The sequence below is a fragment of the Rufibacter ruber genome, assembly GCF_014138425.1.
Lineage (GTDB): Bacteria > Bacteroidota > Bacteroidia > Cytophagales > Hymenobacteraceae > Nibribacter > Nibribacter ruber_C.
Genome location: NZ_JACJIQ010000001.1, coordinates 369,534 through 396,101 on the forward strand (window position 1 = coordinate 369,534; position 26,568 = coordinate 396,101).

At 52.3% G+C, this 26,568-nt stretch carries 22 protein-coding genes; 14 read left to right on the forward strand and 8 right to left on the reverse strand.

Translation table 11 applies throughout. The features are described from left to right. The first annotated feature begins 1 nt into the window (after position 1). The 3 genes from FHS90_RS01475 to FHS90_RS01485 all read left to right on the forward strand — a co-directional run bounded on the left by FHS90_RS01475 (position 2) and on the right by FHS90_RS01485 (position 5,350). Positions 2–994, forward strand: a complete 993-nt coding sequence (locus FHS90_RS01475; protein ID WP_182511300.1) for a PorP/SprF family type IX secretion system membrane protein — start codon at positions 2–4, stop codon at positions 992–994. 19 nt (positions 995–1,013) lie between these two features. Beyond that, complete coding sequence (locus tag FHS90_RS01480; RefSeq protein WP_182511301.1) at positions 1,014–2,177, forward strand: OmpA family protein; 1,164 nt, start codon at positions 1,014–1,016, stop codon at positions 2,175–2,177. 911 nt (positions 2,178–3,088) lie between these two features. Beyond that, on the forward strand, positions 3,089–5,350 hold the full coding sequence (locus FHS90_RS01485) for a monovalent cation:proton antiporter family protein (protein ID WP_182511302.1): 2,262 nt from the start codon (positions 3,089–3,091) through the stop codon (positions 5,348–5,350). Positions 5,351–6,865: 1,515 nt separating this feature from the next. Here the strand turns inward: FHS90_RS01485 and secDF are convergent. The 4 genes from secDF to FHS90_RS01505 form a co-directional block, all read right to left on the reverse strand. Then, the gene (secDF, locus tag FHS90_RS01490) at positions 6,866–9,850 is read right to left on the reverse strand and encodes a protein translocase subunit SecDF (protein ID WP_182511303.1); all 2,985 of its coding nucleotides are present in this window, start codon (positions 9,848–9,850) and stop codon (positions 6,866–6,868) included. Between the two features lie 143 nt (positions 9,851–9,993). Further along, positions 9,994–10,356, reverse strand: a complete 363-nt coding sequence (locus tag FHS90_RS01495; protein WP_182511304.1) for a hypothetical protein — start codon at positions 10,354–10,356, stop codon at positions 9,994–9,996. A gap of 104 nt (positions 10,357–10,460) precedes the next feature. After that, complete coding sequence (locus tag FHS90_RS01500; protein WP_066836906.1) at positions 10,461–11,084, reverse strand: uridine kinase family protein; 624 nt, start codon at positions 11,082–11,084, stop codon at positions 10,461–10,463. Between the two features lie 162 nt (positions 11,085–11,246). Beyond that, positions 11,247–11,843 carry a non-canonical purine NTP diphosphatase gene (locus FHS90_RS01505; protein WP_066836908.1) on the reverse strand — a complete coding sequence of 199 codons (597 nt, stop codon included), beginning with the start codon at positions 11,841–11,843 and terminating at the stop codon, positions 11,247–11,249. Positions 11,844–12,443: 600 nt separating this feature from the next. Between FHS90_RS01505 and FHS90_RS01510 the strand changes: the two genes are divergently transcribed. Genes FHS90_RS01510 through FHS90_RS01520 form a run of 3 tightly spaced genes read left to right on the forward strand, consistent with a single transcriptional unit; the run spans position 12,444 to position 15,124 of the window. Continuing rightward, positions 12,444–13,253: an MlaE family ABC transporter permease gene (locus FHS90_RS01510; RefSeq protein ID WP_066836912.1), complete on the forward strand. Its 810-nt coding sequence runs from the start codon at positions 12,444–12,446 to the stop codon at positions 13,251–13,253. A gap of 5 nt (positions 13,254–13,258) precedes the next feature. Further along, positions 13,259–14,032 (forward strand): ABC transporter ATP-binding protein, encoded by a 774-nt coding sequence (locus FHS90_RS01515; protein WP_182511305.1) that lies wholly within the window; start codon positions 13,259–13,261, stop codon positions 14,030–14,032. Next, complete coding sequence (locus FHS90_RS01520) at positions 14,033–15,124, forward strand: MlaD family protein (RefSeq protein WP_066836918.1); 1,092 nt, start codon at positions 14,033–14,035, stop codon at positions 15,122–15,124. It begins immediately after the preceding gene. 113 nt (positions 15,125–15,237) lie between these two features. Here FHS90_RS01520 and mdh read toward each other — a convergent pair whose 3' ends face one another. Both mdh and tilS read right to left on the reverse strand, forming a co-directional pair. Next, the gene (gene mdh, locus FHS90_RS01525; protein ID WP_066836921.1) at positions 15,238–16,176 is read right to left on the reverse strand and encodes a malate dehydrogenase; all 939 of its coding nucleotides are present in this window, start codon (positions 16,174–16,176) and stop codon (positions 15,238–15,240) included. A gap of 239 nt (positions 16,177–16,415) precedes the next feature. Continuing rightward, a complete protein-coding gene (gene tilS / locus FHS90_RS01530; protein ID WP_182511306.1) occupies positions 16,416–17,744 on the reverse strand; it encodes a tRNA lysidine(34) synthetase TilS in 1,329 nt (442 codons plus the stop codon). A 192-nt stretch (positions 17,745–17,936) separates the two neighbouring features. Here tilS and FHS90_RS01535 point away from each other — a divergent pair, with 192 nt between their 5' ends. The 7 genes from FHS90_RS01535 (at position 17,937) to recN (ending at position 24,987) form a co-directional block, all read left to right on the forward strand. Beyond that, positions 17,937–19,685, forward strand: a complete 1,749-nt coding sequence (locus FHS90_RS01535; RefSeq protein ID WP_182511307.1) for an OstA-like protein — start codon at positions 17,937–17,939, stop codon at positions 19,683–19,685. Between the two features lie 73 nt (positions 19,686–19,758). Further along, complete coding sequence (locus FHS90_RS01540) at positions 19,759–20,601, forward strand: outer membrane protein assembly factor BamD (RefSeq protein WP_066836939.1); 843 nt, start codon at positions 19,759–19,761, stop codon at positions 20,599–20,601. Positions 20,602–20,630: 29 nt separating this feature from the next. Beyond that, the gene (locus FHS90_RS01545; protein ID WP_066836941.1) at positions 20,631–20,960 is read left to right on the forward strand and encodes a DNA-directed RNA polymerase subunit omega; all 330 of its coding nucleotides are present in this window, start codon (positions 20,631–20,633) and stop codon (positions 20,958–20,960) included. 12 nt (positions 20,961–20,972) lie between these two features. Then, a complete protein-coding gene (locus FHS90_RS22705) occupies positions 20,973–21,533 on the forward strand; it encodes a flavoprotein (protein WP_343049538.1) in 561 nt (186 codons plus the stop codon). Further along, positions 21,526–22,185, forward strand: a complete 660-nt coding sequence (coaBC, locus tag FHS90_RS22710; protein WP_343049539.1) for a bifunctional phosphopantothenoylcysteine decarboxylase/phosphopantothenate--cysteine ligase CoaBC — start codon at positions 21,526–21,528, stop codon at positions 22,183–22,185. The genes FHS90_RS22705 and coaBC overlap by 8 nt, the downstream gene beginning before the upstream one ends. Next, a complete protein-coding gene (gene porD / locus FHS90_RS01555) occupies positions 22,170–23,078 on the forward strand; it encodes a type IX secretion system protein PorD (RefSeq protein WP_182511308.1) in 909 nt (302 codons plus the stop codon). Before coaBC ends, porD begins: the two co-directional genes overlap by 16 nt. Positions 23,079–23,328: 250 nt before the next feature. Beyond that, positions 23,329–24,987 (forward strand): DNA repair protein RecN, encoded by a 1,659-nt coding sequence (gene recN, locus FHS90_RS01560; RefSeq protein ID WP_182511309.1) that lies wholly within the window; start codon positions 23,329–23,331, stop codon positions 24,985–24,987. Between the two features lie 401 nt (positions 24,988–25,388). Here recN and FHS90_RS01565 read toward each other — a convergent pair whose 3' ends face one another. Continuing rightward, a complete protein-coding gene (locus tag FHS90_RS01565; RefSeq protein ID WP_182511310.1) occupies positions 25,389–25,760 on the reverse strand; it encodes a cupin domain-containing protein in 372 nt (123 codons plus the stop codon). A 3-nt stretch (positions 25,761–25,763) separates the two neighbouring features. After that, positions 25,764–26,009: a Kazal-type serine protease inhibitor family protein gene (locus FHS90_RS01570; protein WP_066836947.1), complete on the reverse strand. Its 246-nt coding sequence runs from the start codon at positions 26,007–26,009 to the stop codon at positions 25,764–25,766. A 248-nt stretch (positions 26,010–26,257) separates the two neighbouring features. On the opposite strand from FHS90_RS01570, the gene FHS90_RS01575 reads away from it, so the two are divergent. Further along, positions 26,258–26,548 carry a YtxH domain-containing protein gene (locus FHS90_RS01575; protein ID WP_066836948.1) on the forward strand — a complete coding sequence of 97 codons (291 nt, stop codon included), beginning with the start codon at positions 26,258–26,260 and terminating at the stop codon, positions 26,546–26,548. Positions 26,549–26,568 lie beyond the last annotated feature (20 nt).

The window sequence follows — 26,568 nt, forward strand, 5'->3', positions numbered from 1 at the left end:
GATGAAAAAGCTGACCATATCCTTTTGTATACTGCTTTCCGCTCTGGGCGTCTCTGCCCAGAACCGGAAGCACATTGCCAACTTCTCCCTGTTTCAGCAGTACTTTAATCCGGCACTCACCGGCTATGAGGGTTCCATGATCAAGACATTCTACCGTGATCAGTGGACGGGGTTTGAGGACGCACCGCGCACCATCTTTGCCTCGGTAGAACTGGATGCCGCTGACATTTCAGCCTGGCGGAAGACCGACGTTCTTAAAACCCGCGAGGATGACGCTTATAACAGACAGGCCGGGGCCAAGCACGCCTGGGGGCTTTCTGTGCTGCATGACAGCTTCGGGCCGTTTGCTGAGAGTCAGGTGTTCCTGAGTTACGGTTCCCGTATTCGTCTGTCAGAAAAACTGAGCCTCAGGGCGGGGGCTGCCGCCACCTATACCCTGACGCGCCTGAACGGGAATAAGCTGATTTTAGATGAGTCTGGTGACACCGAGTTTGATGAATACATTGGCAAAGAAGGGCGGGTGAATAAACTGGATGTGAACGTAGGCGTGATGCTGACTGGTGAGAACTTCTACCTGGGCTATGCCTTGCAGGATGTTGGGCAAGGGGGGCTAACCTCTGGGAAGGAGTTCCTCAATGACACCTACGCCCTGCAGCACGTGGCGCAGGCCGGCTACCGGGTGGCGGTGTCAGAGCAGGTGGGGCTGGTAGCCAACAGTATTTTCCGGTATGACAGCAATCTGAAGGAAACGGTAGAAGTGCAGGGCAAAGCTGTCTTTCAGAATATGTTCTGGGTGGGGGGCGGCTACCGCCATGACCTGGCCTATACCCTCAACGCGGGGCTCAGGGTGAGCCAGTTCAGAATAGGGTATGTGCTGGAGAGGCCAACCGGCGACGCCTCTATCATTGGCAAGAACACCAGCGAGTTTATAGTGACGTACAACCTGTTCCAAGTGAAGTACCCTAAGCTGGGTAAAAAAGTAACCATGTGGTAACCTGCGCTACCTAGAGTCTATGAAAAAAACCATCTACACCATTGCCATATTACTGTCATCTGCGGTTTATGCACACGCCCAGACGGCTATCAAAGAAACCAGAGAGAACATTGCTGACTTGTTTATTGTGGGGGAGAACCTTGTGCTCTACACCATCAAAGAAAAAGACGGCCAGTACCTCTACTCAGAGAGAAAAGGAGACCAGAGCACCTTTAAAAAGGAGACTTCTTTAAACGGAGGGGCCGTAAATGCCCTGATAGGCTCCAGTGCCGGGGGAAACGAGGTCTATGTCTATCAGAAGACCGGGCGCAAAGACCATAAGATTGTTATCTACCGCTGGGATGGTGCCAGTTTTCAGAAAGCAGGGGAAAAGCCGTTCCCCAAGATCAAGAACAACTCCTATAACTTGGGTGCCTACCTATCACCAGACCAAAACACGTTATTCATGGCCGCTGACTTGGGCAGGACCAAGGGGTATGATGATATTTATCTGAGCAAGTGGGAGGGGGGCAAGTGGTCTAAGCCAACCGGTCTGGGCACCCCACCCAATACCAGGGAAGCGGAGTTTTCCCCGTATGTGATGAATGACTCCCTGTTCTTCTCCCGCAAGAGCGGTGACCAGGCCTCTGTGTATTCTATGCCTATTGGGGGTGGCTCCAAACCTACTGGAGAGGCGGTAAAGTTCAGTACACGGGTAAACAGGGAGAATGCCTTTAATTCTGCTTATAAAAGGCTGGGGGAGAATGAGATGTGGATCACCCGCACCGCAGACGGCAACTATACTGCCTATGTTAATGGCCCCGATCCAGTAGTGTCAAAGGTTGAGTTAGAACCCGCACCGGAGCCGGTTGCCATTGAGCCTGCTGCTGTTCCTGTTCCTACTACCCTTACCGTTTCCTACGGCTTTAACGAGGTCTACATGACTGATGCTGCGGCGGCTGAACTTGACGGTTTCCTGGCTCAATTGCCTGACGGGGCTTCACTCTGGGTGAAAGGTTACTCAGACAATATTGGGCCGGCCAAAGGGAAAGTTAGGGTAGCCCAGCAGCGGGCCAGGTTGTTGCAGAAGTACATAGAGATGAAGCACCGCCAACGCAGCTTTAAGTTTGAGACACAATCTGAGGTTCTGGGAAGTAGAGGTCCTGAAGCCCGGAAGGTAGAGATTCACCTGCATGCCAGATAATGCATAGCCCACTATTGCAAGAAGAGAAGGCTTCCTGATAGGGAAGCCTTCTCTTCTTTATGACCCTCCCGGCAGGGGGCAACTGTCTTAAAAAGAAGCATTAAAACATGTTCATTGCCCAGGCATGGGCTCCTCTTTTATTTGGCAGGAAGTAGTGAGAAAGAAGCAGATGCTGTTACCGGAAAGGGACAGGCGGTTTGCCCTTTAAGGCTAAAAACCGTATTATTGCAATAATGCTAAACTTGGTTTTCAGGAAAATAAAACAGCCTCTCAAACTTCCGCTCATGGCGGTGATGCTGCTTTGGGCACTGACGCTGCCGGGGCAGGAAACAGAGGTCTACAAATTTCTGCTAAGCTGTTCTACCGGGAAACCGGCTCCGGAAGCCAATACTCTGAAGGCACGGGAAAAAGACCCAGAAACAGCGCAGGTGCAGCAAGAGGCTGTTCATGTCTTCGCTGATGCCAAAGTGTCACAAGCACCCTCTCTGCAGGTTGCCCCTGCCTTTTTACCTGCAAGCATTGATTTGTCTGCCCTGTGGGCTTCTTCTTGTTTTTCCCCGGAGCAAATATGTCTTTTTCTGACTAAGGTTCCCGCGTCAAAATTCCTTCTCTTTTCCCTTCAGCCCAACGCCCCGTAGCGTTTCACCCTGCTGCCGCCAGAAGATGCCCTGTCATTACTTGCTGTGGTCCCCGTTCCTGCTTTTTACGTATCTATTAGTAATCTATTTTCCGCTTTAGTGCGGAGAAGGGAATCCTGTATTCTGTAGAAAGTGGTCTGCCCTCTTCTTTAAATAGAATTCTTACACACCAGTCCCAGATTTGCCAGCTCCAGTGTAGTTGGTACTTTTTGGCAAACAGCTGTTGCCCTCTTCTTTTATACGGGCAGTTGAATCTTCATTACACTTCTTACCATGACGCATTTACCGCATTTAATAACTGATCTGGGATTGATACTGGGGGCTGCCGGTATCACTACCCTTCTATTTAAAAAACTGAAGCAGCCTTTGGTGTTGGGTTATATTATTGCCGGGCTCTTGGTGGGGCCGCACGTTGCCCTATTCCCCACCATCATTGAACTGGAGAATATCAACATCTGGGCAGAGATTGGGGTGATCTTCTTATTGTTCAGCCTGGGGCTGGAGTTCAGCTTTAAGAAGTTAGTGAAAGTGGGTGGGGCCTCTTCGGTGATGGCCTTGATAGAAGTAGTAGTCATGCTGCTGCTGGGCTACCTTACCGGTAAGATTCTGGGCTGGTCTACCATGGACAGTATTTTCCTGGGCGGGATTCTCTCTATATCTTCTACCACCATTATCATTAGGGCATTTGACGAGCTGGGCGTAAAAACACAGCGTTTCGCCGGGCTGGTATTTGGGGTCTTGATTGTAGAAGATCTGGTGGCCATTTTGCTCATGGTGTTGCTCTCTACCTTGGCGGTAAGCCAGCAGTTTGCCGGCTCAGAAATGCTGGCGGCGGTTTTAAAGCTGGCCTTCTTTCTGTTGCTCTGGTTTCTGGGAGGGATTTTCCTGATTCCTACGTTCCTGCGCAAGGCCAGCAAGCTCATGAATGATGAGACCTTGCTTATTGTGTCATTGGCCCTATGCCTGCTCATGGTTATTCTGGCGGCGCAGGCGGGCTTTTCTCCCGCATTAGGCGCTTTCATCATGGGCTCTATCCTGGCTGAGACCACCAAGGCTGAAAAGATTGAGCATCTTGTTGCCTCGGTGAAAGACTTGTTTGGGGCAATCTTCTTTGTGTCAGTAGGTATCTTGATTGACCCGGCAATGATGGTGACCTATGCCGGGCCTATTGCATTGATAACGCTTGTCACACTGGTGGGGAAAGCCATTAGTATTACCGGGGGCGGGCTTATTTCTGGTCAAGGGCTTAAAACGTCTATTCAGAGTGGCATGAGCGTGTCTCAGATTGGGGAATTCTCCTTTATCATTGCCACGCTGGGGCTCACGCTCAAAGTTACCAGCGATTTCCTGTATCCGGTGGCGGTAGCGGTCTCAGCCGTTACTACGTTTACAACTCCGTACATGATCAAGTTCTCTGAGCCTCTTTATCGGTTGGTAGAAAGATTACTTCCGGCCAAGTGGCAAAAGTCCCTGAATGAGTACAGCTCAGGTACCCAGATCATTTCCACCACCAGTGACTGGAAGCTTGTGTTGCGGTCATACGTGTTGCATATGGTGGTGTACTGCGTCATCATCATCAGTATCATACTCTTGTCTGCGCAGTATCTTAACCCGTTTATTGTAGAGAATGTGGTGAACGGAAATTGGGGAGATGTGGTCACTACAGCCATCACGTTTTTGGTGATGGCACCGTTCCTGTGGGCCTTGGCCATTTACCATCCGCAGAAAGAGGCGCAGGGCCGTATTTGGGCTAACCGTAATTACCGGAGCCTGGTCATTGTGCTGGAGTTTGGGCGGGTGGCGGTGGCCATTCTGTTTATAGGGGTGTTGCTGAACCAGTTCTTCTCAGTGCAATTGGCCATTGTGGTAGGGCTGGTGATGGTGGCGTTCCTTATGATGTTCTCCCAGAAAATTCAGCAGTTCTATATCAGGATTGAAAACCGGTTTGTGAAGAATTTAAATGCGAGGGAGCTGCAGGAGGCGGTCAGAATGCACCATACACTCACCCCTTGGGATGTTCACCTTACCAGTTTTGAGATTGACCCTGGATCTGCGGTGGTAGGTAAAAGCCTGCTTGACCTGCAGGTACGGGAGAAATACGGAGTGAATGTAGCCGTCATTGAACGTGGCGACCGCACCATTACCGCCCCCACCAGAAACGAGCTGATCTTCCCCAATGATAAGGTCTTTGTGGTGGGGGAGGAAAGCCAGACAGAAGCGTTCAGGCAATTCATCCAGACGCGGTCTGTCCTGACCTCCTCACAGGAGGAAGAGCGTGAAAGCGTGCGGCTCCAAAAGCTCCAGATCCGTGCTGGTTCTGTGCTATTGCATAAATCCATTAGAAATTCTGGCGTGCGTGAAAAAACCAAAGGCCTCATAGTTGGGGTGGAGCGCAAAGGGCGGCGCATGCTCAACCCAGACTCAGAGCTGGTTTTTGAAGAAGGGGATATTGTCTGGATTGTAGGCCTGCCCCGCAGAATAAAGCAGCTGGAAGTAGCCTCCCCTGAACCAGGCATACCTGAAGCCTTGGCTTAGCATATAATAGGGAACCGTCACTTTAATCTTTAGCAGTCTTCAGTTAAATAGTAACACAGTTTGCTACCGGTTTTAAACCCACCCCTGCCTCTCCAGAGAGGGGATTCCCCCTGATGATTCAGAATTGCGTTCTCTGGAGGGGTGAAAAATTCTTTGCCACATTTTGATTCACCAGTTCATAAAGCGCAACTTGAAATACCCCAAGCCCTGTTTTCGGGCTGGTTTTACAAAATCAGCCCGAAAACAGGGCTTGGGTTTCTGAAAGGGAAATAGGCAGAAGCATCACAAGAGTTTAGCACACCAGCAGATCTGGGCAGGGTGAAGTGCTGGCCAAGCAGTATTAGAGTTGCATGGCAGCGTTACGGAGAAAAGATGCGAATCCTGTTTTTACAGTGCGCAGCGTCAAGTATCAGCTGAACAGGTTCATTAATAAATGGTGAGCAGAAAATAACCCCTTCATTATGGAGATAGAGCCGGTATAGAGCTTGTAGCTGGTTACAGTTTTCCTTTTTCTATCGTTAGGGCCGTGACTGACCCTGGCATGGGCGTAAGCATCCGCTTGTGCCGGCGTTTTGAGGCTACTTTCCCAAAAACAGCCCAGAAACAGAAATTTTACCCTCTTCAATACAGAAGCGGACGCTAGCGCCATCACTTATACTAAAAAACTCTAAACAGTTTCCTTGTTTCCATTTTGATTGTGTAGGGAATACGGGGCGCGAAAGGTTCTTCTGTACCGTTTTTGAGCAGCATTGCAGCGTTACGTTGTGAGGGAAAGGCAATGTCTGGCACATCAGATGTCGGTTTGCAGCGCAAAAAATCAGATTTCAACATGCTTTAAAAGTATTTTTCCCCTGCCATGAAAGAGCCTTTTGTGGTGCAAACGTCTGCTTGCGCCCACGTTTTCGGGCTACTTTTAGAAAAATAGCCCGAAAACAGAAATCCCCTTCTCTTGCGGCTGAGTGAGAGAAAGGGAATTTAAAACAGGTACTCTGCGCAAGCTCTAATCTGGAGCCCGTGTAGAGTTTCTGCTTTCCTTCCTGAGGGGGGGGGCAAGCGTCTTCTTGTGCGCTGCCGTTTTAGGGCTACTTTTCAGAAAACAGCCCTAAAACAGGGCGCAGGTCAATTCTTACTGCACTAGTTCACCCTGCGCCCTGGATAAAACGGAAGATTCAAACCAGCCTTTTCAATTCACGCTGCATTCAGCCTCCGCGAGAACTAACCTGGGGCCTTTGTCTGACTTCATTGCACCAAGCGGTCCAAAATTCCTTTGCCAGAAACTTTCACCGGCCGTGTGCGCCTACCTGTCCAAAATGGTGAAAATGCTCTGTACTTATGCAAGTTGGGGGGAAAGGCTATGGTTGCTGCTTCGCGTTTCTGGCTTGTTTTTCAGAAACTAAGCCAAAACTGGAAAAACTGTTTTGTAATGCGGTCTTGGCTTACTGTCTTAGGTTCCGTACAAAAAAAATAGCCGGACCATTTGGTCCGGCTATTTTTTTGTGGGGTTACAGCGGGTTATTAAGATACAACCACAGGCTTGGCAGCTACCAGTCTCTCCTTGTCAACGTTTGTGGTGTCTACCACAATTGGCGAGGCAATGAACAGGGTAGAGTAGGTACCGGTTAAGGAACCCACCAGCATGGCAAAAGAGAAGCCTCTCAAGGTTTCACCACCAAAGATGAACAATACCACTACCACCAGTAACACGGTTAAGTTGGTGATGATGGTACGGCTGAAGGTACTGTTCAAGGCCGGGTTCACAATGTCTTTGAACTTAACGCGCGGGTTATCTTTGGTGTACTCCCTGATCCGGTCAAATACTACCACGGTATCATTGATAGAGTAACCAATAATGGTCAGGATAGAGGCAATGAACACCTGGTCCATCTCATAAGAAACCCCAAACAGGTTGGCAATGGTAAAGGCAGAGAACACTACCAATACGTCATGAATCAAGGCGGCCACCCCGCCCAGGCTGTACTGCCAGCGGCTGAAACGGAAGGCTACGTACACAAAGATTCCAGCAAAAGCCAGTAACACGGCAATTAACGCCTGTTTCTGAATGTCATCTGCCATAGTGGCGCCTACCTTAGAAGAACTTACAATAGTGGGCTTTTGAGCGCTGTACTGCTGTAATCCTTGCTCCAGGGCGGCCTGCACTGTCTCATCTGCCTGGGTAGACTCATCGGCGGCAAGGTAGCTGGTGGTGATCTTCAAGCGGTTAGAAGCGCCAAAGGTCTTTACTTCAGTACCTTTTCCCTGGAACTCATCATCTAGGGAAGAACGAACCTCAGAAGCCGGAACAGCCTGGGTGAAGTCTACCACATAAGAGCGGCCTCCTCTAAAGTCAACCCCTAACGGCAACTCACCTTTGATGAACACTGCTATAATCCCAAACAGAATAAAGGCAATGGAGAAGATATACGCTTTTTTACGGTTGCCAAGAATGTCAAACTTGATGTTCTTGAACCAGTTTCTAGACAGCGGCGTCTGCAGTGACAGCGTATTGGCGTTTTTCCCTTTGGCCATCCACTCAACCAACAGACGGGATACATAGACCGCCGTGAAGAAAGAGGTGGCAATACCAATCATCAGGGTAACGGCAAAACCTCTCACTGGGCCTGACCCGAAGAAGTAGAGGATAATACCGGCCAATAACGTGGTAACGTTGGAGTCAAAGATGGAGCTGAACGCTTTGCTATAGCCTTTTTTGATGGCTTCCTGAATATTCAGGCCAGCAGCCATCTCTTCTTTGATACGCTCAAAGATCAGTACGTTGGCATCAACAGACATACCCATGGTCAGCACCATACCGGCAATACCAGGCAAGGTAAGGGCAGCGCCAAACTGGGCCATGATCCCAATAATGAAGAAGATGTTGAAGAACAGGGCAATGTTGGCAATGAAACCACCTTTGTTGTAGTAGGCAATCATAAAGAGCACCACCAGCACCAGACCGGCCAATGAGGAAAGCAAACCTTGGTTAATGGCTTCCTGACCCAGAGAAGGACCTACAATGGCTTCTTCCACAATACGGGTAGGGGCTGGCATTTTACCAGCTTTCAAGATGTTGGCTAAATCCTGGGCTTCTTCAATGGTGAAAGAACCGGAGATAGAAGAGTTGCCACCGCCAATCTCACTCTGCACCACCGGGGCCGAGTACACATAGTCATCCAGAACAATGGCTACCTGGCGGCCAATGTTGTCACCGGTCAAACGCTGCCATTTCTTAGCACCGGCGGCGTTCATACCCATGGTTACCTCTGGGCGGCCAGACTGGTCATAGTCCTGACGGGCATCAGAGATATATTCACCAGACAAAGGAGCTTTTCCTTCGCGGCCTTTCTTAATGGCATACAGTTCAACAAACTCAGCCCCGTCATTAGCCACAATAGGTTTCACACTCCATAAAAACTTCAGGTTCTGCGGAAAAATGGCTCTTACTTCAGCTCTGGCCAACAGTTCATTTACCTTGGCGGTATCACGTACGTTTGAACCCAAGCCACCAGGGAGCGGCGTGAACAGACGCGCCAGCAGAGAGCTCTGGTTTGCGTTAAGCGAGTCTTTTTTGGCAGCGGTAGTGTCTTTTTTGCTCAGCTGGGCGGCCAGGGCAGTGGTGTCTGTGCCAGCGGCAGTCACAGCAGCGGTTGCGGTGTCAGTGGCAGCGGCAAGGGCGGCAGAACCGGCGGCTGAAGAACCCTTCAGCTTGGTGGCAGCCTCCTGTTTCACCAGATAGTCATTCAACTGGCCAAAGTATGGGCTGTACTCCTGCACGTTCCACACTTCCCAGAACTCCAGGTTGGCCGTTCCCTGTAACAGTTTGCGCACCCGCTCAGGGTTGTCAACACCCGGTAACTCAATCTGGATGCGGTTGGTGCCCTGCAGACGCTGTATGTTAGGCTGCGTTACCCCAAACTTGTCAATACGGGTGCTCAGGATGTTGAAAGAACGGGCCACGGCATCATCTACCTCGCGGTTGATCTCAGCCAGAACCTCTTTATCAGTAGAGTTGTAGTTCAGGTTACGGGTGGTGCTGCTGGCGAAAAGCGAGGCCAGTTTGGCGTTGGGCTGCAACTCACGGTAGGTGCGGTAGAACAGGTCTACAAAGTTCTCCTGGCTGTTGGTTTGCAGTTGCTGCGCCTTTTTAAGGGCTTGCTCAAACGCCGGGTCTTTCTTGTTCACGGCCATGGCCCGGATAATCTCTACCGGAGAAACCTCCAGGGTCACGTGCATGCCGCCTTTCAGGTCAAGGCCCAGGCTCAGCTCTCTTTCTTTGATCTCCTGATACGTGTATTCGGCACCCAGGAAGTTGAAAACAGGCGCTCTCCAGACAGAGTCAAGATACGTTTGCTTCTTGTAAGCGTCTACTCCGCCAGTGGGGCTGGTGGCATACGCCACTGCTTTCTCCTCCACATTGCGGGAAACAAGCGAAAGGGATAGATAGTACACACAAAGCACGGTGACTATTACCGTAAGAAATACAATAAAACCTTTGTTACGCATAGGTTGGTTAAAATGAAAATAGAAATAAAATGATAAGAAAATGTGGCTGGTACGCTGGCGGCCCATAGAATGGGCGCGGCTGTATGTAGCCAAACAGAAATACCCCGGCAACCTGGGGCCGCTGAAAAGAAGAGGATGAATGCCTAAGGGGCGTTGGGCGAGATAGGCAGCGTAGCCAGCTGCTGTAGATAATAGGCCCAGTATGGGATTCCGGCTTTGAAAGGCACCTGCTGCTGCACCGGGGCGGCAAATGTGAGGCGCTCAAACGCGACGGGTTCTACCAGGTTGAAGTCAACAAACGACGTGGTCGCCTCAAAAGAGACCTTTTGCTTGACAACCGTGGCGTCTTTGTCCTGGGCCGCTTTTCTCACCGCCGTCTGCTCAGCCGGGGTAGCCACATGGGCATAGGCGGGCAAGGCTCGGTGGTTGACCGTAAGCACCAACAGCAGGGCTATGCTTGTGCAAAGCAGCCGCCAGTTGCGTTGTATGTAGTGCCCAGGTTTCATCTTAGTAAGCAAAGATAGGTGATTCTTAAAATAAAACAAAAGCCTCTGCTGTGGTCTGAACAGCAGAGGCTTCTATTTGGTTTGATATTTCCGGCAGGGCCAGCTTATTTTTTGATTTTGGAGTTCAGATACGTCACCAGCACCTCCAGGCCGCGGTCAAAGTGGCGGTTGTTGGGAATGATCACATCTGCGTCATTCTTGAACGGCTTAATGTATTTCTCATACGTGGGGGCCACGTGGTTGGTGTAGCGGTACAGCACATCATCCAGGTCATAGCCGCGCTCCACTTTGTCTCTGATGATGCGGCGCTGCAGTTTGATGTATTCTTTGGCGTCAATGTACACCTTCAGGTCCAGCAGGCGGGCCACTTCTTCAAAGTAAAACACAAAAATACCCTCTACCACCACAATAGGCGCTGGTTTAAACTCCAGAATGCGCGGAATGACACTGGCGTTGTTGAAGGTGTACTCCTTGCGCTGCACGGTATCGCCCAGGCTCAGCCTGAGGATATCATGGGCATAGGCGGCACTGTCAATAGAACCCGGCAAGTCAAAGTTATGAATGCCGTTGTCGTCTACCAGCTGCTTGTCGCGGTCAAGGTAATAGTTGTCCTGGGAGATGAGGCAGATGTCCTCTGGTGCAAACGAAGCCATTAATCTGCTCAGGAAGGTGGTTTTCCCTGATGCGCTTCCGCCCGTAATACCTACAATAAATGGCTTTTGATGCATAAATACCTGTTGCTTACGGGGTGCAAAATTAACTTTTTGTAAGCTTGCAGCCTAATGCAGGCTTAAAGAAATTCTGCATTACCCGCCCAGCGGAAGAAAAGGCAGCCAGATTTTCTGTTTTGGGGCTGTTTTGGCCAAAACAGCCCCAAAACAGAAAATTGCTCACGTGCCCGTCTGTACGTACCGGTGCCGCAGAAACGAGACCAGCTGCTGCACGGCCCGCCCGCGGTGGCTGATTTCGTTCTTCTCCTGGCTGTCCATCTCTGCGAAGGTGCGCTCATGGCCCTCAGGCACAAAGATAGGGTCATAGCCAAAGCCTTTTTCGCCGCGCGGGCTTTCTAAGATGTGGCCTTCCACAATGCCGTTAAAGAGGTGCTGCTCGCCTTCCTCCAAAATAAGGGCTATGGAGGTTCTGAAGCGGGCCTTCCGGTTTTCCTTGCCCTCCAGCCCCTGCAACACTTTCTGCATGTTGGCCTGGTTGTCACGGGCCGGGCCGGCGTAACGGGCCGAGTACACGCCGGGCTCCTGGTTCAGTGCCTCCACCTCCAGCCCGGTATCATCAGCGAAGCATAAAATTTTATACCTTTCCCAGATGTAGCTGGCTTTCTGCAGGGCGTTGCCTTCTAAGGTGTCCTGTTCTTCGGGAATTTCATCGGCGCAGCCAAGGTCCTGCAGGCTCACCAGCTCAAACGGTTCCCCCAGCAGGGCCCGGATTTCCTGCAGCTTGTGGGCATTGTTAGAGGCGAAGCAAATTTTCATAGTCTTGATCAGAGATGCTGTGTGGTTGAAAGTTTGTTGATATTTAGGTGTTGCCACCTATATATATGAGTGTAAAGTTCTGGCAAAGCCATTCTGGAGCAGTCTAGCAGCGCCCTGGCGCCAGACCAGGACCAAGTTAAGTCCTTTGAAGCCGGTTTATGCGCAAAAAACAAAGGTAAACATACTCTTATTGGTAAGTATACGCGCTTGCCGCCAGACTGCCATAAACTTTTAACTTAAAGCAGCGGTGCCTGTCTGTTTTGGGGCTGTTTTTCAGGAAACAGCCCCAAAACAGACAAAACCTCAGCAGGAGGCGCTTTAACCGTGGTGCCAGGCGGGCGGGTGGTAAAAAGTATACTGGTTCTGCGCGCGGGGGAGTGGGATTTGGGCAGGTAAAAAGTATTTTTACCTTTCCTTAGCTGGTTCATCTTATCTTTGTGCCGTGATGGCCAGCAGATTCTGGGCAGATGTAACCCTATTCAGGTAAATCAGGTAAGGAGGAGAGCCCTCAGGCTTTCCTTTCCGTAGCCCCAAGACCGTACCCAAAAGGAGTCAACGCGCAGTGCCTGCCAGAGGCCATAAAGAAATCAGAAGTAACGGATGCAATCCAAAGACCAGGACAGTAACTCCCCTAAACAGCGAGACCATGTGATCTCCCCCAAACTGGACAGGGTATTTGCTGAGTTATATAGAATTTACCAGTTCATAGCCCGCTTCTTTAAGGAGGTGTTTCTGCCCCCCTATGAGATGCGCGAGGTGATCAGGCAGTGCTATGAGGTGGGGGTGAAGTCGCTTCCGCTGATCTCATTGACCGGTTTCATCATAGGCATTGTGTTCACTAACCAATCGCGCCCGTCGCTGGCCGAGTTTGGCGCCACCTCCTGGCTGCCTTCCCTGATTTCCATTGCCATTGTGCGGGCCCTGGCCCCGCTGGTGACCGCGTTAATTGCCGCCGGCCGCGTGGGCTCTAACATGGGCGCCGAGCTGGGCTCTATGCGCGTAACCGAGCAGATTGACGCCATGGAAGTCTCTGCTACCAACCCGTTCAAGTTTCTGGTGGTGACCCGGGTGCTGGCCACTACGTTCATGATTCCGGCGTTGATGATGTACGTGATGCTGGTGGCGTTACTGGGCGGTTTCTTAAATATTAACGCCAACGAGCAGACCAGCTTCACCACGTATTTTACGCAGGTATTTGAAGCCATCTCGTTCCTTGACATTTTCTCGTCTTTGATTAAATCAGTGCTGTTTGGGTTTACCATTGGCGTGGTAGGCTGCTACAAAGGGTATTTCTCATCTAAGGGAACCGAAGGTGTGGGCAAGGCGGCCAACTCCTCTGTGGTGACGGCCATGTTTTTAGTGTTCATTGAAGAACTGCTGGCCATGCAGGTGATTAATCTTTTCCGGTAGAAGACATGAAGAAACCCCCGCACCAAATAGATAAAAGCCAAAAGGTGATAGAGATAGAGGGCCTGCGCAAATCCTTCGGTGATTTGCACGTGCTTAGGGGCGTGGACCTGGACCTCTACAAAGGCGAAAACCTGGTGATTCTGGGCAAATCCGGCACGGGCAAATCGGTTTTGATTAAAATTATCTCCGGCCTGCTGCGGCAGGACGAAGGCCGGGTGAACGTGCTGGGGCAGGACGTAAACCAGCTCAAACCCCGTGATTTGGACAAACTCCGGCTTAAGATTGGGTTTTCGTTCCAGAACAGCGCCCTGTATGACAGCATGACCATACGCGAGAACCTGGAGTTTCCGCTGGTGCGGAATCTGCGCAATTTGACCCGCAAGGAAATAAACGAACGGGTGGAGCGCGTGCTGGACGCCGTGGGGCTGCTGCAAAGCATTAACCAGATGCCGTCTGAGCTGTCTGGAGGCCAGCGCAAGCGCATTGGGATTGCCCGCACCTTGATTCTCACCCCTGAGATTATGCTCTATGATGAGCCCACCGCCGGGCTGGACCCCATTACCTGTATTGACATCAACAACCTGATCAATGAGGTGCAGGAGCGGTTCCATACCTCGTCTATCATCATCACCCATGACCTTACCTGCGCCAAAACCGTGGGCGACCGCGTGGTGATGCTCTTAGACGGCCAGTTTCAGCGGCAGGGCACGTTTGAAGAGGTGTTCAACACCCAGGATGAGCGGGTGAAACTATTTCATGATTACAACTTTATAGATTAAATGGGAGCAGGAGATAATAAACGGTCCGTTATAGTTGGCATTTTTGTGTTTCTGGCCATTGTCATTCTGGTGGCCGGTATTTTCATTCTAGGCGGAAAGCAGAAACGCTTCGGGGATTCTATTGAGGTGACCGCCCTGTTTGATGACGTGACCGGCCTCAAGAAAGGCAACAACGTGATCTTCTCAGGGGTGAAAGTGGGCGTGGTGAAAAGCATTGCCATCAGCGGTGAAAAACAGGTGGCCGTCAGTTTCTCCATTGAGGAAAGTGCGGTACCTTATATCCATAAAAACGCGTTCGCGAAGATTGGGTCAGAGAGCATCATAGGCAACCGCACCATTGTGGTGTACGGCGGCAGCGAGGCCTCCCCGGCCATTGAGACCGGCGATATACTTAAAACCGAAGCCCAGCTGAGCACTGAGCAGATGATGAAGACCCTGCAGGAGAGCAACCAGAACCTGCTGGCCATCACCAATGACGTGAAAGGCCTGAGCGCCAACCTCGCCAAAGGCGAAGGCATGGCCGGTGCGTTGCTCACAGACGAGAAGCTGGCCAACAACTTCAGAACCATTGTCGCCAACCTGGAGCGCACCACCGCCAGCAGCTCCCGCGCCGCGCAAGCCCTCACCCAGTTCTCAAATAAACTGAATACAGAAGGCGGCCTGGCAGATGAGCTGTTAACAGATACCACCGTCTACAACCGCCTCAAAAGCACCATGGCGCAGCTGCAGCAGACCATGACCACCGCCTCTGCCATCACCGGCAAGCTCAACGCCACCACAGACAAGCTCAACAGCCCTAACAACGCCCTGGGCGTGCTGCTCAATGACGAGGACTTCGCCCTTGACCTGCAGCTCACCATGCAGAACCTGGAGGCCGGCACTGACAAACTGGACGCCAACATGGAAAGCCTGCAGCACAGTATTCTGCTGAACGGCTTCTTCCGGCGTAAAGCCAAACGCGAAGCCAAGCAGAAGGAGCGGGAGCAGCAGAAGCAGGAGCGCCTGCAGAAGCTGGAGGAAAAAAGGAGCCAGAAGAAGCAGCAGAACCAGAATAAGTCTGCCGCCCAGCCTGCCCAGACCCCAATAAAGTAACTCGTTTTCTGTTTTTGGCCTGTTTTTAAGAAAACAGGCCAAAAACAGAAACCCAATAAAAAAGAGCCCTACCTGCAGGTAGGGCTCTTTTTTATTGGGTAGAAATCAGGGGGTTAGGCGTTGGCAGGCATGTTGTCCAGCACGTCCATCACTTCCCTCACCGCTTTCTCAGAGGCTTTCAACAGGGCCATCTCGTCTTCGTTCAGCTGCAGCTCTATTACTTTCTCAATACCGTTCTTGCCTAGTACCACCGGTACACCCAGGTAGGTGCCGTTGATGCCGTACTCGCCTTCCAGCTTAATGCAAACCGGGAACACCCGCTTCTGGTCACGTACAATGGCTTCTACCATCTGGGCGGCTGCGGAACCCGGCGCGTACCAGGCAGAGGTGCCCATCAGTTTCACCAGCTCGCCACCGCCGTTTTTGGTGCGGTCTACAATGGCGTCTAGTTTAGCAGAGTCAATCAACTCGGTTACCGGAATCCCGCCCACGGTGGTGTATCTTGGGAGCGGCACCATGGTATCACCGTGCCCACCCATCAATACCGCCTGAATATCTTTAGGCGACACGTTCAGTTCCTCAGCCAGGAACGCGCGGTAGCGGGCGGTGTCCAGGATACCGGCCATCCCCATCACCTTGGTGCGGGGAAGCTTAGACGTTAAATGCGCAGCGTAGGTCATGACATCCAGGGGGTTAGACACCACAATGATGATGGCCTCCGGGGAGTGTTTGATTACGTTCTCAGTCACCGAGCGCACAATGCCGGCGTTGGTGCTGATCAGGTCATCACGGGTCATGCCGGGTTTGCGGGGCAGGCCCGAGGTGATCACTACCACGTCTGAATTGGCGGTGCGGCTATAGTCATTGGTGACGCCCACGGTGCGGGTGTCATACAGGTTGATAGGAGATTTCTGCCAGATATCCAATGCCTTGCCTTCGGCGAAGCCTTCTTTGATATCTACTAACACTACTTCATTGGCAATTTCGCGGTACGCCAGCACGTCGGCACAGGTGGCCCCTACGTTACCGGCTCCTACTACGGTTACTTTCATTATGCTTAAATTTGGTTAGATGATATACTACGCGGTGAAGATAGGAAAAAGGGCGTCACCTGAAAATTATTTAATGGCTGATTGTTAATTGCTTTTTAATTGTTGATTGTCAATTGTTGTTTTAGGCCTGTTTCTTAGAAACAGTCTCTAAACGGCTTTCTCTTGGGTTCCTTCACAAATCGGTCAGCTTAAGCTGCTGCCTTTCTAACAATCAACAATTAACAATCAGCAATGAACAATCAAATTCGGGTCACGGTAATCTCCAGCACCTGCTGGGTGTTCTCACTGATCTTGAACCGGTTGTCTGGCTGGTGGCCAATGATCCAGGCCAGTGAGGCGTCTGAGACCAGCACCCACACGTCTGGCTTGAGGTTGGCGGGCACCTTCTTGTCAATGAGCAGGTCGCTCACTTTCTTCTTGCCGTTCATGCCCAGCGGGATAAACCAGTCGCCCTGTTTCCAGGGGCGCAGTTTGAGGGGGAACCTTACCAGTTCGGCGTCAAGGGCCACCGTGTCTTTGGAACGGGGTATCTTGTAGCCTTCGGCCGATTTGCGGGTTATTTTTGCCAGATAAGGTCCAAAAGTTAGTTGGGTGGCTTGTTCTGGCAGCGCCACGCTGCCAAACACCTCCAGGTTTTTGGCGGTGATCACCAGTTCCTCCCGGTCTTTCACCAGCACATGGGTGGGGGAGGCGAAGGACTTGCCTGAGAGGCCGGCAAAGGCGGCTGCTACCTCCTGCGCCTGCACGTAGGAGAACTGGAACGGTTTTAGCAGCTCATGCAGCAGCACTACCGGCGCGGGGCTTTGCTGCAGCGGCGCAATAGAAAGGTAGGTGGTGCCGTTCTCTGTGCGTTGCGTTTTTGCCCTGATTTCCTGAAAAGAGGCCAGAAACACGGCTTCTGCGCCCTGCAGGCGCTCCAGGGTCTGGGTAAACGTTTCCTCCAGGTTGGGGTTGAGCTGCTTGAGCACGGGAACCACCTCGTGGCGCACCAGGTTGCGGGCGTACTTTCTGCTTTCGTTGCTGGAATCTTCCCGCCACGCCAGGCGTTTAGAGGTGAGCCAGTCGTACAGGTCGTCTTTGGTGAGGGCCAGCAGCGGCCGGATCAGGTGCCCGTTCTGGGGCAGAATGCCGTGCAGGCCCGCCAGGCCCGTGCCGCGCACCAGGTTGAGCAGCACGGTCTCCAGCGCGTCTGACTGGTGGTGCGCCGTGGCAATGGCGTCATACCCCAGCTGGGTGCGCATCTGCTCAAACCAGGCGTAGCGCAGGGAGCGGGCCGCCATCTGGATGGAAATGCCTTCCTGCTGGGCAAAGGCCTCGGTCTGGAACTGCTCGCTGTAGAACGGCACGCCGTACTGTTTGGCCAGTTTGCGCACAAAGAGCTCATCTGCGTCAGACTCCTCGCCCCGCAGACCAAAGTTGCAGTGCAGCACGGCAAAGGGAACCTTTAAGCGGTGCAGCACATCGGCCAGTACCACAGAGTCCAGGCCCCCGCTCACGGCGGCCAGAATTTTAGTGGTAGGGGAAAGCAGCTGATGGCTGTCTATATAGTGTTGAACTTTCTGGAGCATATGTCAAAGAAGGTAAAGCAGAACGTGCCTTTTTTTGCCCATGAAGGCGGGAAACTCATTCTGCCGGGCGTCAGAGAACTGGTAGCCTCAGCAGGAAATGCGTTTCGGCTTTGCCGAAATCTCCGCTTTTTTAGGTGCAAAATCTATTTATAAGCAGGTTCTTAGTAATTTTGTTTCTATTGAATTGATTGAATGAAGTTCACAAAGATAGTTTTAGTTGCGCTTATCTCCGTATGGTCTATGGTTTCGGCCTGGGCCCAGCAGGGGCAGCGGGTAGAAGTTTCGTCCAGTACCCTGCAGGCGGGTACTTACAAGGGGGAGGAAGTGCGCAGGCTGATTGGCAATGTGGTCATGCGGCAGGGGGCTACCACCGTTACCTCAGACTCGGCCTACCAGTATGTGAAAGACCGTAACCGGCTGGAGGTGTTCGGGAACGTGCATATCACCCAGGAGACCATGGACGCCACCAGTGCCACCGGTACCTATGACGGTACCAGGCGCATGGCCAACCTGCGCGGAAACGTGGTGCTGCGGGACCAGGAGATGACGCTGAACACCCCCACGCTGGAGTATGACCTGGACGCCAAGCGCGCCTATTACACCCAAACCGGTCATATTGTAGGGCCAGATTACACCATTAAAAGCCATTTAGGGACCTACACCACTACAGATAAAGTGCTAACTTTTAAAAAGGATGTAGTTTACACCAACACACAGAATACCAAAGTGGTGAGTGATATCATGGCCTACAACACCATCAGCAAGGTGGTGGAGTTCTTTGGGCCCACCACCATCACCTCACCAGACGGAACGCTGTTTGCTAACCGCGGCACCTATAACACCGTGACCCGGGAGGCCAATTTCAGGGGCAACGCCAGCATCAAGACCCCAGACTACCTCATTAAGGGCAATTCCCTCACCTATGACAAGCTGAAGGAGTATTACACTGCCGCCGGTAACGTCTCCCTCACCCATATTAAAGAAAATACGGTCATAACCGGACAGACAGCGCTGCATTGGCGGGGCCTGGGGCGGTCAAAGGTGTTTGGAAGCCCGGTCATGCGCACGGTGGCGGCCAACAGCAAGAACAACGTGAATGACACCATGTTCCTGTCTGCTGACACGCTGCTGGCGGTAGAGAACCGGGTAGATAAAACTAAGAAAGGGTTTGTGTACGCGTACCCAGACGTGCGCATCTACAAATCTGACCTGCAGGGAATCTGCGACTCCCTTACCTACAACCTGCAGGACTCCATGATTTACATGAACCGCAGCCCCAAACTCTGGGCCAACAAGAGCCAGATGACCGCAGACAGCGTGATCATGCAGCTGCGGGACAAGACACTGGACCAGATGCGCATGTTTGGCAACTCGTTTGCTATTTCACAGGATACGCTGGAGAATTTTAACCAGGTGAAGGGCCGTAACATGACCGCCCGTTTTGCCGAGGGCAAAATCAGGCGCATAGACGTGAACGGAAACGGAGAAAGCCTCTACTTTGCCCTGCAGGGAGACAGTACCGTGATGGGGATGAACAAGGCGTTCTGCAGTGACATGCGCATGCAGTTTAATGATGGGCAGGTGCAGTTTATCACCTTTCTCACCGAGCCAGACGCCAAACTGATTCCGCCACACGAGCTGGAGGAGCCTGAGAAACGGCTGAAGGGCTTTGTCTGGCGGGCAGATGAAAAGCCCACCCGGGCGTTTGTGCTGGAGAAAAGGGGCGTAGCCCGGAAAAAAAGTGACCCTGCCGCCGCTTCTTCCCCGGCTAGGGGGGCTAAGCCAGCGGCTGTTCCTCCCAAAAAGAACGGCGTGGCTGCTCCGCCGGCTTCTGCCTCCCCGGCTAAAGTAGCCCCGGTAACGCCCGCTAACCGAAAAACGGTGCCAGCCACTACAACACCCCAGAGAAAAGGGGCTGCTGAAAAACTGAGGGTAGAGTAAACTATTTGTATACTGTAGGTTCTGGTAATTCGTTCTGGCAGTTGTAAAAGATTTTGTTTATTTTTGCGCGCTTATGACCAAACGCATTTTCTCCTTTTTGCCTTTTTTGCTCGCGCTGGTGCTGTTGGGCGCCTGCAGCAAATACAATAAGCTCCTCAAGAGCGATGACGTAGATAAAAAATACGCAGCTGCGCTGGAGTATTATGAGAACGGCAAGTATGAGCGGGCCGGTGCCCTCTTAGAGGACCTGATGCCCCTGCTGAAGGGCCGGAGTGAGTATGAGCGCGCCAACTTCCTGTACGCGTACACCAAGTACCACCAGCAGCTTTACCTGGAGAGTTCTTTCCATTTTATCACCTTTGGGCAGACGTTCCCCAGAAGCCAATACGCAGAGGAGGCGGCGTTTATGAACGCCAAATCCCTGACCAATGAGTCGCCGTCATACAACCTGGACCAGCAGAGCACCGTGCAGGCCATGAGTGCCTTGCAGGAGTTCATGCGCCGGTACCCGCAGAGCAAGTACATGCAGGAGGCCAACACCATCTATGAAGACCTGTCTAAGAAGATTGAGCTGAAAACATTTGATAATGCCAAGATGTATTACCAGCTGCGCTACTTTCTGTCTGCGGTAATAGCGCTGGATAACTTCAGAAAGAACTTCCCGTCTTCCACCTTAAATGAAGAGGCGGCTTTCCTGCGCATTGACGCCCAGTACCATTACGCCCAACAAAGTATTGAAAGCAAGCAGGCAGAGCGGTACCAGCAGGTGATAGAGATCTACCAGAACTTTGTAGATGCTTACCCAAACAGCAAGTTTCTGCGTTCCGCTGAAAACTTTTATGATTCCAGCCGTAAGGCGTTGGAGCAGCTAAACAAAACAGGGCAGCCGGCAGCGGCCACCGCCACCACTAACTAATTTTTGTAATCACTCAATTCAACAGATATATGGCACAAGTTCCAGCATCCATCGTTACCCGTAATATCTCTGACCTGGCCAAAGACACTGGCAACGTCTATGAGTCAATCTCTATCATCTCTAAGCGGGCGAACCAGATTGCAGTGAAAGTGAAGGAGGAGTTGAACTCTAAACTGGCTGAGTTTGCCACCACGGTTGACAACCTGGAGGAGGTGTTTGAAAACCGTGAGCAGATTGAAATCTCTAAATACTATGAGCGTCTCCCTAAGCCTACCAACATGGCCATTGAGGAGTTCGTTGAAGGAAAGGTGTATTTCCGCCAGGCAGATGAGGAGGCGCAGACTTCATCAGCGCTTTAAGCCTTTGGCCTAATGCTTAGGCATAAAAAAATCATACTGGGAGTCTGCGGTAGCATTGCCGCCTACAAAGCGGCGCATCTGGTGCGGCTCCTGATCAAAGCAGAAGCAGAAGTGCAGGTAATCCTGACCACTTCTGCTTCTGCCTTTATTACCCCTGTCACCTTGGCCACGCTCTCCAAACGGCCGGTCCTGACCCAGTTTGTGCGGGAAGACCAGTCTGGCCTGTGGCACAACCACGTGGAACTGGGGCTGTGGGCAGATGCCGTGGTGGTGGCTCCCGCCAGCGCCAGCACCGTGGCCAAATTTGCCCGGGGCCTGTGTGACAACCTGCTCACAGCTACCTACCTTTCGGCCCGGTGCCCCGTGTTTGTGGCCCCCGCCATGGATCTGGACATGTACCAGCACCCGGCGGTGCAGGAGAACTTCAGGCTGCTGCGCTCTTACGGGAACCAGCTCATTGAAGCCGGTTACGGTGAGTTGGCCAGCGGCCTGGTAGGGCAGGGGCGACTGGCTGAACCAGAGGAGATTGTTCAAGTTTTAGAAAAACATTTCAGTGCAGAACGCCTTGTTTAGCGGAAAGAAAGTTCTCATAACAGCCGGGCCCACGTATGAACCCATAGACCCCGTCCGGTTTATTGGCAACCACTCTACCGGCAAAATGGGCTATGCCCTGGCCCGCAGGTTTGCTGAGCAGGGCGCGCAGGTGCAGTTAGTCTCAGGGCCTACATCCATGAAACTGGAGCACCCGCAGGTAGAAGTAATCCCGGTGATGACCGCAGATGAAATGTATGCCGCCTGCCAACAAAGGGCCGCTGCCGCTGATATATGGGTGTTCGCCGCCGCCGTAGCAGATTACAAGCCCAGCCGGGTAGCCCCTTCCAAAATAAAAAAAAGTGAGGCCTCTTTCACCATTGAGCTGGTAAAGAACGTTGATATTGCAGCGGCCTTGGGCAAAGAGAAGAAGACGGGTCAGTTTGCCGTGGGCTTTGCGCTGGAAACCGATCAGGAGCTGGAAAACGCCCAGGCTAAACTCCGTAAGAAGAACTTAGACATGGTGGTGTTGAACTCCCTGCGAGACCCGGGGGCCGGTTTCAGGCATGACACCAACAAGATTACCATTGTCAAGCAAAACACCGTAGAGGAGTACGCGCTTAAGTCAAAAGACGAAGTGGCTGAAGATATTCTGGAATCTATCAAAAAGGAATGGGCATGCGTGCAAAAATAGGGATAATAGCAGTCTTGAGCCTTTGGTTGCCCTTGCTGACCTGGGCCCAGGAACTGCGGTGCGAGGTGGTGGTGAACAGTGAACAGGTGCAGGTGACTGACCGCCAGATCTTTCAGGACATGCAGAACGCCATTTCTGAGATCATGAACAACACCCGCTGGACCAATGACCTGTACCAGAACGAAGAACGTATCAGGTGCAAGCTGTTTATCACGGTGAAGGGCATGCCGCGCATTGGCTTTTTTGAGGCCAATACCCAGATAGTCTCCAGCAGGCCCACCTACGGCACCGGCTATGAGACCACCGTGCTCTCTTTTGTAGACACCCGTTTTACCTTTGACTACACGCAGGCACAGCCATTGCAGTACGCGCCCAACACCTATACCTCTAACCTCACCGCACTTTTGTCTTTCTATGCCTACACTATTATAGGTATGGACAATGACAGTTTTTCCCGCATGGGGGGAGCCGCCGCACTGTCTGAGGCCAACAACATCCTGAACCTGGTAAACTCGGCCGGGGCGGCCTCAGAAGGGTGGACCTCAAACACAGACACCCGTAACCGCTACTGGCTGGTGAACAACCTGCTGGACCCGCAGTTTGAGCAGTTGAGGGCCGCTAATTACCTCTACCACCGGCAAGGGTTGGACTTGATGATTCAGGATCCTGAGAAGGCACGACAGAACATGTTGGAGGCGCTGCGCAACATTCAGCAGGTGGCCCAGCGGCGACCGGGTACGGTAGCCGTGCGTTCGTTCTTTGAGGCCAAGTCCACTGAGCTGGCCAACGCCTTCGCCACGGCCACACCCGCCCAGAAGCAGCAGGCCTATGAACTGCTCACCCAGGTAGACCCCACCAACCGGGCCAAATATGAACCCCTGCTCAAACGTTAATTTCTGTTTTCGGCCTGTTTTCCCAAAAACAGGCCGAAAACAGAACGCTTAACAAGAAGGGGCTGGAAGCGGTTGAACAAATGTCAGAGGCTGGCCTGTGCTGTTGAAGTTGGCAACCAGCGAGCGGGAGTTGAGTAAAATAACTGCTGATTTCGCTATGTTTTTTAGTGTATAGACTAAATTAATTAGCATATTTGTTTGTTGAACATTCAGTTCAAACTTTCATCCTTGACACGGGTACATCTACTGTATGCTTGTAGATCTTAAGATAAAAAACTACGCCCTTATTGAGCAGCTGGAGCTGCAGCCGTCGCCTCTCCTGAATATTATTACAGGTGAAACAGGGGCGGGTAAGTCCATCATGCTGGGCGCCATTGGCCTTCTGCTGGGAAACAGGGCAGACTCAAAGCTGCTCTTCAACCAGGGGGAGAAGTGCGTCATTGAAGGATCCTTCAATATTTCAGAATACCAGCTGGAGCCGTTTTTTGCGGAGGAGGACCTGGACTTTGAGCCGGTGAGTCTGCTGCGCCGGGAAATCACCCCGGCCGGAAAATCCCGCGCGTTTGTGAATGACACCCCCGTGACCCTGGACCAGCTCCGCCGCATAGGAGAACACCTCATGGACATTCACTCCCAGCATGACACCCTGCTGCTGGGGGACCCCGCCTACCAGTTGAACATCTTGGACCTGTATGCCCAGAATGATGCCCTGAGAACCCAATACGGCTCCGCCTACCGCGCTTTCAAGAAACTGGAGCGGGAGTACCGGGATCTGGAGAACCAGCTGGCCCAGAGCCAGAAGGAGCTTGATTACAACACGTACCTCCTCCATGAGCTGGCAGAGGCCAACCTGCAGGCTGGGGAGCAGGAAAGCCATGAGGCAGAACTGAAGCAACTGGAGCACGCTGAGGAAATCAAACTCAAGTTGACCCACGCGCTGCAGTACCTGTCTGAGAGTGAGTACAATGCCGCCACCGCCTTAAAAGACGCCGCGCTTCTGCTGGGCCAGCTCACTGAGTACGGGGCTGAATACCAAACCCTGAAGGACCGCTTAGACAGCTGCCTGATTGAGCTCAATGACATTGCCGGCGAGGTAGAGGATGCGGAACGGCGCACAGAGGCAGATCCGCAGCGGGCAGAACAGCTGCAGGAGCGGTTAGACCTGATCTATACGCTGCAGCGCAAGCACCAGGTGCGCACCAATGAGGAACTCCTGGCCCTGCAGGCCGAATTGGAAACCAAGGTGGGCAGCGTCCATAATCTGGACGTGGCGCTGGAGAAGACTAAAAAAGCCTTAGACGCGGCCAGTGCCGAGGTGGAGACCGTGGCCGAACAGCTGTCCCAGAGCCGCACTGCTGTGTTCGCCACCTTCCAGGAAGAGCTGCACAGCCTGCTGACAGAACTGGGAATGCCCAACGCCCGCGTGGTGGTGGAGCATAAAACGGCGGCCCCCGGCCCCACCGGTATTGATGTGGTGAACATACTGTTCAGTGCGAACAAAGGTGCCGCGCCCCAAACCTTGAGCAAAGCCGCCTCTGGTGGTGAATTCTCCCGTTTAATGCTTTGCGTGAAGTATTTGCTGGCAGACAAGACGGCGTTACCAACCATTATTTTTGACGAGATTGACACCGGTATCTCCGGGGAGATTGCCGTAAAAGTGGGCAAGATGATGCAGCAGATGGCGCAGAAGCACCAGTTGATCTGTATCTCCCACCTTCCGCAGATGGCCGCCCAAGGTGATACCCACTATTTTGTTTACAAGGAAGACCGCACAGACCGCACCATAAGCCGCATCAGGCAGTTGAGCCATGAGGAGCGGGTGCAGGAAATTGCCCAGATGATTGCCGGGGCCAACCCTTCAGAGAATGCCTTCCAGAGTGCCAAAGAGCTGCTGGCGCTGAATGCCTGATCTTTCGTTTTGGGCCTGTTTTTCAGAAAACAGGCCCAAAACAGAAATGTTTCGTTCTCCTTCGCCCTGCCAGGCGGGACACAGGTACACCAGAAGGCGGGGTTCTATAGAGCTGATTACCTGATGAGCGCTGTCTTATAAGGCACAGAGGCCGGTTGCCACATCTGGATGGGTACTTCCCGTTGTGCGCGCAGGCGGGGGAAAAAACAGGTTATTGAAAATTGTATGAAGACTAAGGGGCCAGCCCCCTGAAATAGGTGATGTGCACTTATTCATCAAGAGCAGTACACCCATTAAACAGAAGCGCCGCCGGAGCAATTGGGCGGCGCTTCTGTTTTTAAGCTGTTTTTCAGAAAACAGGCCCAAAACAGCCAAGTAGAGTCCTTGCTGCCATGGCTGGCCTATTCCTCCTCCCGGTGTACGGTGTTGATGTCAAAGGCCGGTATGCAGACAGACCAGTATTCCACCTCCTGGTCAAAGGGGTTTGAATATCTGATTCTGGCGCCCGCCTTGATGAGCAGGGTCTGCCCCGCCGAAAGTTCTATGGACTCGCCGTCTATCTCTACCAGCTTCTTGCCCCGGAGCACAATGGTCACCTCAACAAACTCAGGGGTTTGGTGCGGTTCGCCCCAGTGCGGCGGGGCCACCATATGCGCTATACTGAAAGCCTGGGTACGGGTGCTGGCCAGCCCAAAATGCTCCTCAATCAGTTTTCCGTCATGGGTGGGTACTTTGAACGGCGCGTTCTGGAGAATGTATTTTTTCTCGCCCATGGGTTAGTTGGCAGTGCCTTTGGAGGTGGCGCATTCTCCTTTGGTGTACGAGGTGACACCGGCTTTTTCGGCCATGCAGTGGTTGCCGTAGGTTTGGTTGTCACAGCCGCACACGGGGTCATACTGCATGGTGCAGGCCCTTTCGGGGTCAATCTTGGTGGGGTCAATGCAGGCTTTCTCTTGCGTGCTTTTGCAGCCGGTTGAGAACAGGACTACCATCACGGGTAGCAGTAGGTGTAGTTTTTTCATAGCAGTGGGTATTGGTAGTTATACGGTCTGCTCCGGCGAAAGATAAGCCGCTTAGGGGGCAGGCTAAAGTAAAAAATTATGGCGCTGCCGCTTAAAACAGCTAACCTGGGACCGAATAAATCCGTAAGTAATTTTATATATATGCAAATATATATTTATTGTGAAGCAAAACGGCGGCAGAGCCTTCTGGTTTACCCGCCCAGCTACTTACAACCTACAATAGAACCTTAACCCTTATTCATTTTCGTATGAAAGACAATTCAAAAATCTTGATCGCGGCCGCCGCTGGTGCCGCTGCAGGTGTTGTTGCCGGTATTTTGATGGCCCCCAGCACGGGCAAAGACTCCCGTGACGGCATTATGAAGTTTGCAAGCCAGCTGGCTGAGAACTTTGGCGGCCAGTTAACCCCTTACCTGGAGAAACTGGGTGGCTTGAGTGCTATGTTGAACGGTGCCGGTGGCGCTAACGGTTCTAGCGCGTCTGTTGGTGCTGATGCCACTACCGGAACCACGGCAGATGGTGCTGGTGCTCAAGGCTAAGCGCCGACAGCCCGGGTGGG